The following is a 7,474-nucleotide window of genomic DNA, read 5'->3' on the forward strand; positions in this document are numbered from 1 at the left end:
TTGTCGAGCAGCTCGCGAGTGTCATCGACTTTGGTGCGCGAGGCGGCGTCGACTTCGAGCAAGTCGACGAACCGGCCTTCATCGATTTCGCGACAGGCGGTACAGACCCCGCACGGCGTCGGCGTCATGCCGGTTTCGCAATTCAGCGACTTCGCCAGAATGCGCGCGATCGTGGTTTTGCCTACGCCCCGCGTCCCGGTGAACAGAAACGCGTGATGGACTCGCCCGGTCTGCAGCGCATTGACCAACGCGCGCATGACGTGATCCTGGCCGGCCAGCTCGGTAAAACTACGCGGCCGCCATTTGCGGGCCAGGGCTAGATAGGACATGCGGGAACCTTGATGGAGACGGCCCGCGCCGGCGCTTCTCCGGCGCCCGATATCACCGTTACCGTTGCTCCCTTCCGGGCCTGGCGGGGTTCGCGGCTGATCGTCGCGGAGAAACCGACGCGAGCCGCCATAGAAGCCCACGAAAATCGGCGGTCGAATGCGGCGGCGGAATATACCAGAGCTGACGGCTCTGGGGTGCACTTAACCCCTACCGCGATAACCCGGCACGCCTTGGTCGGGCAGCCAGACGTCCTTGGGAGGCGCTCCGGTCTGCCAGAACACATCTATGGGGATGCCGCCGCGCGGATACCAGTACCCGCCGATACGCAGCCAGCGCGGCTTCAGGAAGTCCGCCAGGCGCGCACCGATGGCGACGGTGCAGTCTTCATGGAACGCGCCGTGATTGCGGAACGAGCCCAGGTACAGCTTCAGCGACTTGCTCTCGACCAGCCACTGCTTGGGCACATAGTCGATCACCAGATGCGCGAAATCCGGCTGCCCGGTCACCGGACACAGCGACGTGAACTCGGGCGCCGTGAAGCGCGCGAGATACCGCTTGTCCGGATGCGGATTGGGCACCCGGTCGAGCTGCGCCAGTTCCGGCGACGCCGGCAAGGCGACAGTCGCGCCCAGCTGGCTGACGTGTTCAGCAACCGCCGCCACGGATTTCTTTTTTGAACCCTTGGCCATGGTTACAGAATCTCGGACGCGTAATCGGCCAGGCGCGAGCGCTCACCACGCAGCAACGTGATGTGCCCGGCGTGCGACCAATCCCGGAATCGATTCACCACATAGGTCAGACCGGACGTCGTCTCGGTCAAGTACGGCGTATCGATCTGCGCGATATTGCCCAAGCAAACCACCTTGGTACCCGGGCCGGCGCGCGTCACCAACGCCTTCATCTGCTTGGCGGTCAGATTCTGCGCTTCATCCAGAATCAAATAACGATTCAGGAAGGTGCGGCCGCGCATGAAGTTCAACGACCGGATCTTGATCCGATTGCGCAACAGATCATTGGTGGCCGCGCGACCCCAATTGCCGCCCTCTTGGCTTTGCGTGAGCACTTCCAGGTTGTCCATCAACGCGCCCATCCACGGCTCCATCTTCTCTTCTTCGGTGCCGGGCAGGAAGCCGATGTCCTCGCCGAGCGGGATGGTCACGCGCGTCATGATGATTTCGCTGTAGCGATTGCTTTCCAGCGTCTGCGCCAGGCCCGCGGCCAAGGTCAGCAACGTCTTGCCGGTGCCGGCCGGCCCCAGAATGGTCACGAAATCGATTTCGGGGTCCAGCAACAGATTGAGCGCAAAGTTCTGTTCGCGATTGCGCGCAGTGATGCCCCAGATACCGTGGCGTTCGCTGCGATAGTCGCGAATCAATTCCAGCACCGCTTCGTTGCCGTCGATCTTGCGCACGATGGCTTCCAGAGCGTTGGCGTCCTGCTGGTACAGAAACTGATTCACGTGCCAGTCGCCCACCATCGGCCCGTGCACTCGATAGTAAGTGCGCGTGTGCTCCTGCCAGGAGTGCATGTTCTTGCCATGCTTCTCCCAGAAGTTGGCGGGCAGCTCCTGCAGACCGGTGTACAGCAGGTCCGCGTCTTCGATGGTCTTGTCGTTGTAATAGTCCTCGGAGTGGACCCCGATGATGGACGCCTTGATGCGCAGGTTGATGTCCTTGGACACCAGCGTGACCCGCGCTTCCGGAAACTCCTTCTGCAGCGCCAAGGTCTGACCCAGGATGGCGTTGTCCGCACCGTGGCCCGGCAACGTCGCCGGCAACGGGCTGTTCAACACTTTGGTCTGGAAGAACAGCCGGCCCGCCGCCGACTTTTTCGAGCCTTTGACGTACTTGGCGGCCGGCAATTCCAGGCCGGCATCGATGTGGGATTTGCCGGCGCCGGCCATCAACTCATCCAGGAAGCGGCTCACCTGGCGCACGTTGCGCGCGGCTTCCGAGAGACCCTTCTTACCCGCGTCGAGCTCTTCGAGCACGATCATCGGGATGTACACGTCATGCTCGTCGAATCTGAAGATCGCGGTCGGATCGTGCATCAGCACGTTGGTATCCAGCACGAAGATACGTCGCTGGCCGCGTTTGCCCGGGCGAGCGCGCTTGTCGCCGCCTTTGGATTCGCTCGATTCGGCTCTGGCCATGAGGGTTGTCGTCACTCCTATGAACGGTGGGACCGATACGTTAACGAAGCTCTGTTACAGAGCCGATTACAACGACTGGGCCGCTGCCAGCACGGCCTCGGCGTGCCCGGGCACTTTCACCTTGCGCCATTCCTGACGTAGCACGCCGCTGCCGTCGAGCAAGAAGGTGCTGCGTTCCACGCCCATGAACTTGCGGCCATACATGCTCTTTTCCTTGATCACGTCGAACAGCTGGCACAGCGCCTGCTCGGGGTCCGACAACAGCTCGAACGGAAAGCTGTACTTGGCCTTGAACTTGTCGTGCGAGGCGATGCTGTCGGTGGACACGCCGAAGATCAACGTGTTGGCTTTTTTGAACGCCGGTGCTAGATCGCGGAACGCTTCACCTTCGGCCGTGCAGCCGGTGGTGTTGTCGCGCGGGTAGAAATAAATCACCACGTTCTTGCCGGCTGCCGCGCTCGACTTCCACGAGCCGCCGCCAGTGACCAGGCTGGAGAACGCCGGGACCTTCTTGCCGATGGCCAGCTTGCCGCCGCCACTGCTGGCTTTGCCTGGCATCGCGCTGCTGCTCGACGCTGCCTTGGCTTTGGCTCTGGACGGGGCTTTAGAAGGGGCTTTGGCGGCCGATTTTTTCGCTGGGGCCGTCGACTTTGGGAGTGGCGACTTTGCGGCGGACGACTTTTTTGCCGGCATCGGTTTAGGACTTCACGGGTTCGAGAATGGCATCGAGATTCAGCTGGTCGCACAGGTCCATGAATTCCTCGCGCAACGCTGCGATATGAATTTTACCCGGGACATGCACCACCATCTGTACGGAAAACATCGGTGCGCCGGTGTGAGCAGCAGCGTAACTTCGCGTGTTCAGCTCGGCGATATCGATACCGCGCGCACTGAAGAACCCGGCCAGGTTGTGCACGATGCCGGGCTGGTCCAGACACACCACGTCCACCGAGTAAGTGACCACGTCCTTGCGGGGCGGGCGCTGGTCGGTACGGCGCAGGCTGACGGTGATGCCGGAAGCATCGCTGAGCTTTTTCAGCTCGGTTTCCAGCTTGGCCAGGGTGTGCCAGTTGCCCTGAACCAGCAACAGCATGGCGAACTCGCTGCCCAACGCACTCATACGGCTGTCGACGATGTTGCCGGAGCAGTCGAGCACCACGCGCGTCAGGTCGTAGACGAGACCGGTGCGATCGCTGCCGAGAGCGGAAATGACGATGAACTGCATCGTTGCCTGTTGAGTGTTTACGGGTCGCCAGTTTACACGCACCGGCGCGGCAGTCGGCACGCGAATTCATCTACCCCGCCAACGCCGCCCAGCCGTGTCTAAACTGCCGTAACTTTGGTAGGATCTCGCCCCTTCCCCAGCGAGGATGACCATGTTTAGCGGCAGCATCGTGGCGCTAGTGACGCCGATGCAGGCGGATGGCTCTGTGGACCACAGCGCCCTGGACCGTCTGGTCGACTTCCACGTTTCCAACGGCACCAATGCCATCGTCGCCGTCGGCACCACCGGCGAATCGCCGACGCTGAGCGTCGAAGAGCACATCGGCGTGGTCAAACGCGTGGTCGAACGCTCTGCCAAGCGCATCCCCGTGATCGCCGGCACCGGTGCCAACTCCACCCGCGAGGCCATCGAACTGACCCAGCTGGCCAAGGATGCCGGCGCCGATGCCTGCCTCTCGGTCGTGCCCTACTACAACAAGCCCACCCAGGAAGGCTTGTATCAGCACTTCAAAGCCATCGCGCAGGCCGTGAACGTGCCCATCATCCTGTACAACGTCCCGGGCCGCACCGTGGTCGACATGAAGCCGGAAACCGTGCAGCGGTTGACGGAATTGCCCAACATCATCGGCCTGAAAGAAGCCTGCTCGCTGGAACGCAACCGTGAGCTGCTGAACCGCGTCGGCGGCCGTCTCGCGCTGTTCTCCGGCGATGACGACCTGTCCTGCGAGGCCGTGCTGGCCGGCTTCAATGGCGTGATTTCCGTGACCGCCAACATTGCGCCGCGCCAGGTGCGCGCCGTGATGGACGCCGCACTCGCCGGCAAGCGCGACGAAGCCCGCAAGCTCGACATGAAACTGCAGGTCTTGCACAAGGCGATGTTCGTGGAGAGCAACCCGATTCCGGTTAAATGGGCCGCCGCCAAGCTGGGCCTGTGCACCGACGCGGTCCGCCTGCCGCTGGTGCCGCTGTCCCGTCAGTACCAAGGTCAAATTTTGGAAGCCATGCAGGCCGCGGGGATCGCGTTCGCCTGAGTCTTTGTGTAACCTTCACGCCCTAACGGAGAGATGGCCGAGCGGTCGAAGGCGCTGGACTGGAATTCCAGTAACATCCTCACAGGTGTTCCAGGGTTCGAATCCCTGTCTCTCCGCCAAAAACACAAAAGCCCCTAACGGGGCTTTTTTGTTTTTGTCGCCGCGACAGGCAGCTACTTCAGCCCCTGCTCCCGCAGCTTGTCTTTCTTACTCTTGCGCTTGCCCTTCACGCCGCCGTTTCCGGCAGCCGGCGCAGCCGCTGCCTCTTCCTGACTCGGCTCAAACCCAACAACAATTTCCCGAGTAAGCCGCACGCCCTGCCGCTTCTCGATCAGCCGCATGTGCGCTTCCGTACTCGCGCTCACAAAGCTCACGGCAACGCCACTCTCACCAGCCCGCCCAGTCCGGCCAATCCGATGAACGTAATCCTCAGTCGACCGCGGCAGATCGTAGTTCACCACCGCCGGCAGCTGAGCAATGTCGATGCCTCGAGCAGCGACATCAGTGGCAATCAACACCTGCGACCGCAGCGCCTTGAAATCCGCCAGAGCCCAAGTCCGCGCACCTTGGCTCAACTCCCCATGAAGTGCCGCCGCTTTAATCCCAGCCCGACTCAACTTCTCGGCGACATGCTCCGTCGAGTACTTGGTGGCGACGAACACCAACACGCGCGTCCAGCCATGCTCTTCGATCAAGTGACGTAACAGCTGCGTCCGACGAGGCGCATCCACCAAAATCGTCCGCTGTTGAATGTCCGGCTCGGTCGCCGCCGTGGAAGGCACATCCACTCGCAGCGGATCGCGCAACAGCTTGTCAGCCAGCGCGTCCACCGCCGGTGGAAACGTCGCCGAGAACAACAAATTCTGCCGGCGCTCGGGTAACAAGCTGAGCACTCGTTCCAGCTCCTCGGCGAACCCGAGATCCAACAAACGGTCGGCCTCATCGAGCACCAACGTGGTGAGCGAGCGCAAACTGAGCGCGTTGTGATCCGCCAGATCCAACAACCGCCCCGGGGTCGCAACCACGATGTCCGCACCACCGCGCAAGGCCATCATTTGCGGATTGATGGACACGCCGCCAAACACCGTCAGCACTTTGACCGGCGTCGACAGGTAGCGCGCGTATTGCCTGAAGGATTCGCCAACCTGCGCAGCCAACTCACGCGTCGGCACCAGGATCAGCGAACGAATCGGCAGCGGCATCTCACGCGGCAGTACCGAATGCTGTTGAAGCAGCGGCAACGCGAAGGCCGCAGTCTTGCCCGAACCGGTGTGCGCACACGCCCGCACGTCCCGGCCTAGCAACACGTCAGGAATCACCGCTGTCTGAATGGGCGTCGGTTCGCTGTAGCTGCGCTCTTCGACAGCGCGAACCAATTGCGGCGACAACCCCAAGGAAGCAAAAGTCATCCGCTTTACTCGCCGATCTTGCGAATTCGAAACGTGCGTCCCTTGATCTTGCCGGCACGCAGGCTCTTGATCGCATGCATGTGCGAGCCTCGATCGATGGCCACATAGGTGCGCGTCGGAAACACGTTGATCTTGCCGACCGCCGTGCCCGGCAGCCCGGCCTCACCCGTCAGCGCCCCCAGCAAATCGCCGGGACGCAGCTTGTCCTTGCGCCCGGCGTCGACAGCCAGCGTCACGAACGGGGCCGACAACGGTTCGGCGTCGGCCGCATGCTCAGGCACCGATCGCCAGGTCAGCGGCTCACCCGCGCGTTGTTCGATCACCTTGGTTCGCGACATCTCACGCAGCGAGCAAAGACTGAGCGCGAGCCCCCGCCGCCCCGCACGGCCGGTGCGCCCGATTCGATGCAGGTGGGTATCGGCGTCCGAAGCAATTTCGAAGTTGATGACCATCGCCAGGTCGGTAATGTCCAGACCGCGAGCCGCGACATCGGAAGCCACCAGCACCGTGCAGCTGCGATTGGCGAAGCGAACCAGCATCTCTTCACGTTCGCGCTGGTCCAGCTCGCCGTGCAAGGACAACACCGAAAAGCCCCGCTCGGTCAGGTCTTCGGCGACCGCTCGTACTTCATTACGGGTGTTACAAAACACCACCGCCGTTTCCGGCCGGTAGTGCAGCAACAGCGACTCGAGCGCAGCCACCTTCTCTTCAGGATCGACTTCGAAGAACGTTTGCTCGATCGACGCCTCAGCCGGCTCCGAGTCGACGGTAACGTCGAGCGCGTCGCGCTGATACTGCGTGCTGATCTCGCGAATCGAGCGAGGCAGGGTCGCCGAGAACAATAGAGTCTGCCGCTGCTCTGGCGTCGCCTCGAGAATGGCGTCGATGGCATCGGCGAACCCCATGTCGAGCATGCGATCGGCTTCGTCCAGCACCAGCACTTTCAGGTCCTGCAGGGGTAACGCCCGCTTCTCCAGCAATTCGAGGATCCGGCCCGGAGTGCCGACCACGATGTGCGGTTCGTGCGCCAACGACGCCAGATGCGGACGCAACGGCACGCCGCCGGTCAGCGTCAACACCTTCACATTGGGGATGAACCGGGCGAGCCGGCGGATCTCGCGACTGACCTGGTCGGCCAATTCCCGTGTCGGGCATAACACTAGGGCTTGCAACCGAATCACGCTGGCATCCAGCTGCGACAGCAAGCCCAGCGCGAACGCCGCCGTCTTGCCGCTCCCGGTACGCGCCTGCGCCACCACGTCTCGCCCCGCCAAGATGCCAGGCAAGCTTGCCTCCTGCACCGGCGTCATCTCGACATAGCCCACTTC

At 62.4% G+C, this 7,474-nt stretch carries 8 protein-coding genes, 1 tRNA gene and 1 other RNA gene; 2 read left to right on the top strand and 8 right to left on the bottom strand.

From position 1 onward, the window contains the following. From JNL55_RS18945 to JNL55_RS18970, 6 genes are all read right to left on the bottom strand, one after another. Window positions 1–329: AAA family ATPase (locus JNL55_RS18945; protein WP_293857156.1), on the bottom strand; the 329-nt coding region annotated here is incomplete at its 3' end. Between the two features lie 23 nt (window positions 330–352). Beyond that, window positions 353–449, bottom strand: an RNA gene (ffs, locus tag JNL55_RS18950) — signal recognition particle sRNA small type. An 81-nt stretch (window positions 450–530) separates the two neighbouring features. Next, on the bottom strand, window positions 531–1,019 hold the full coding sequence (gene queF, locus JNL55_RS18955; RefSeq protein ID WP_293857158.1) for a preQ(1) synthase: 489 nt from the start codon (window positions 1,017–1,019) through the stop codon (window positions 531–533). A 2-nt stretch (window positions 1,020–1,021) separates the two neighbouring features. Beyond that, window positions 1,022–2,380, bottom strand: a complete 1,359-nt coding sequence (locus JNL55_RS18960) for a PhoH family protein (RefSeq protein WP_415923109.1) — start codon at window positions 2,378–2,380, stop codon at window positions 1,022–1,024. A gap of 168 nt (window positions 2,381–2,548) precedes the next feature. Next, window positions 2,549–3,040, bottom strand: coding sequence for a peroxiredoxin (locus JNL55_RS18965; protein WP_293857198.1), 492 nt, complete (start codon window positions 3,038–3,040; stop codon window positions 2,549–2,551). Window positions 3,041–3,179: 139 nt separating this feature from the next. Next, window positions 3,180–3,707, bottom strand: a complete 528-nt coding sequence (locus tag JNL55_RS18970; protein ID WP_293857201.1) for a glycine cleavage system protein R — start codon at window positions 3,705–3,707, stop codon at window positions 3,180–3,182. Window positions 3,708–3,858: 151 nt separating this feature from the next. Between JNL55_RS18970 and dapA the strand changes: the two genes are divergently transcribed. Together dapA and JNL55_RS18980 are read left to right on the top strand one after the other, a co-directional pair. Next, window positions 3,859–4,737 (top strand): 4-hydroxy-tetrahydrodipicolinate synthase, encoded by an 879-nt coding sequence (gene dapA / locus JNL55_RS18975; RefSeq protein ID WP_293857204.1) that lies wholly within the window; start codon window positions 3,859–3,861, stop codon window positions 4,735–4,737. Between the two features lie 27 nt (window positions 4,738–4,764). Beyond that, window positions 4,765–4,856: transfer RNA gene (locus JNL55_RS18980), tRNA-Ser, on the top strand. A 54-nt stretch (window positions 4,857–4,910) separates the two neighbouring features. Here JNL55_RS18980 and JNL55_RS18985 read toward each other — a convergent pair. Then, window positions 4,911–6,146 (bottom strand): DEAD/DEAH box helicase, encoded by a 1,236-nt coding sequence (locus tag JNL55_RS18985; RefSeq protein WP_293857207.1) that lies wholly within the window; start codon window positions 6,144–6,146, stop codon window positions 4,911–4,913. 5 nt (window positions 6,147–6,151) lie between these two features. Beyond that, the coding region (dbpA, locus tag JNL55_RS18990) for an ATP-dependent RNA helicase DbpA (protein WP_293857210.1) at window positions 6,152–7,474 on the bottom strand (1,323 nt) is incomplete at its 5' end.

Source organism: Steroidobacter sp. (assembly GCF_016790065.1).
In the GTDB taxonomy this organism is placed as follows: Bacteria; Pseudomonadota; Gammaproteobacteria; order Steroidobacterales; family Steroidobacteraceae; genus Steroidobacter.

Excerpts from the sequence above, each read along its gene's own strand:
- JNL55_RS18985 (WP_293857207.1), bottom strand. The coding sequence starts at position 6,146 with ATGACTTTTGCTTCCTTGGGGTTGTCGCCGCAATTGGTTCGCGCTGTC.
- dapA (WP_293857204.1), top strand. The coding sequence starts at position 3,859 with ATGTTTAGCGGCAGCATCGTGGCGCTAGTGACGCCGATGCAGGCGGAT.
- JNL55_RS18965 (WP_293857198.1), bottom strand. The coding sequence starts at position 3,040 with ATGCCAGGCAAAGCCAGCAGTGGCGGCGGCAAGCTGGCCATCGGCAAG.
- JNL55_RS18960 (WP_415923109.1), bottom strand. The coding sequence starts at position 2,380 with ATGCACGATCCGACCGCGATCTTCAGATTCGACGAGCATGACGTGTAC.
- JNL55_RS18970 (WP_293857201.1), bottom strand. The coding sequence starts at position 3,707 with ATGCAGTTCATCGTCATTTCCGCTCTCGGCAGCGATCGCACCGGTCTC.
- queF (WP_293857158.1), bottom strand. The coding sequence starts at position 1,019 with ATGGCCAAGGGTTCAAAAAAGAAATCCGTGGCGGCGGTTGCTGAACAC.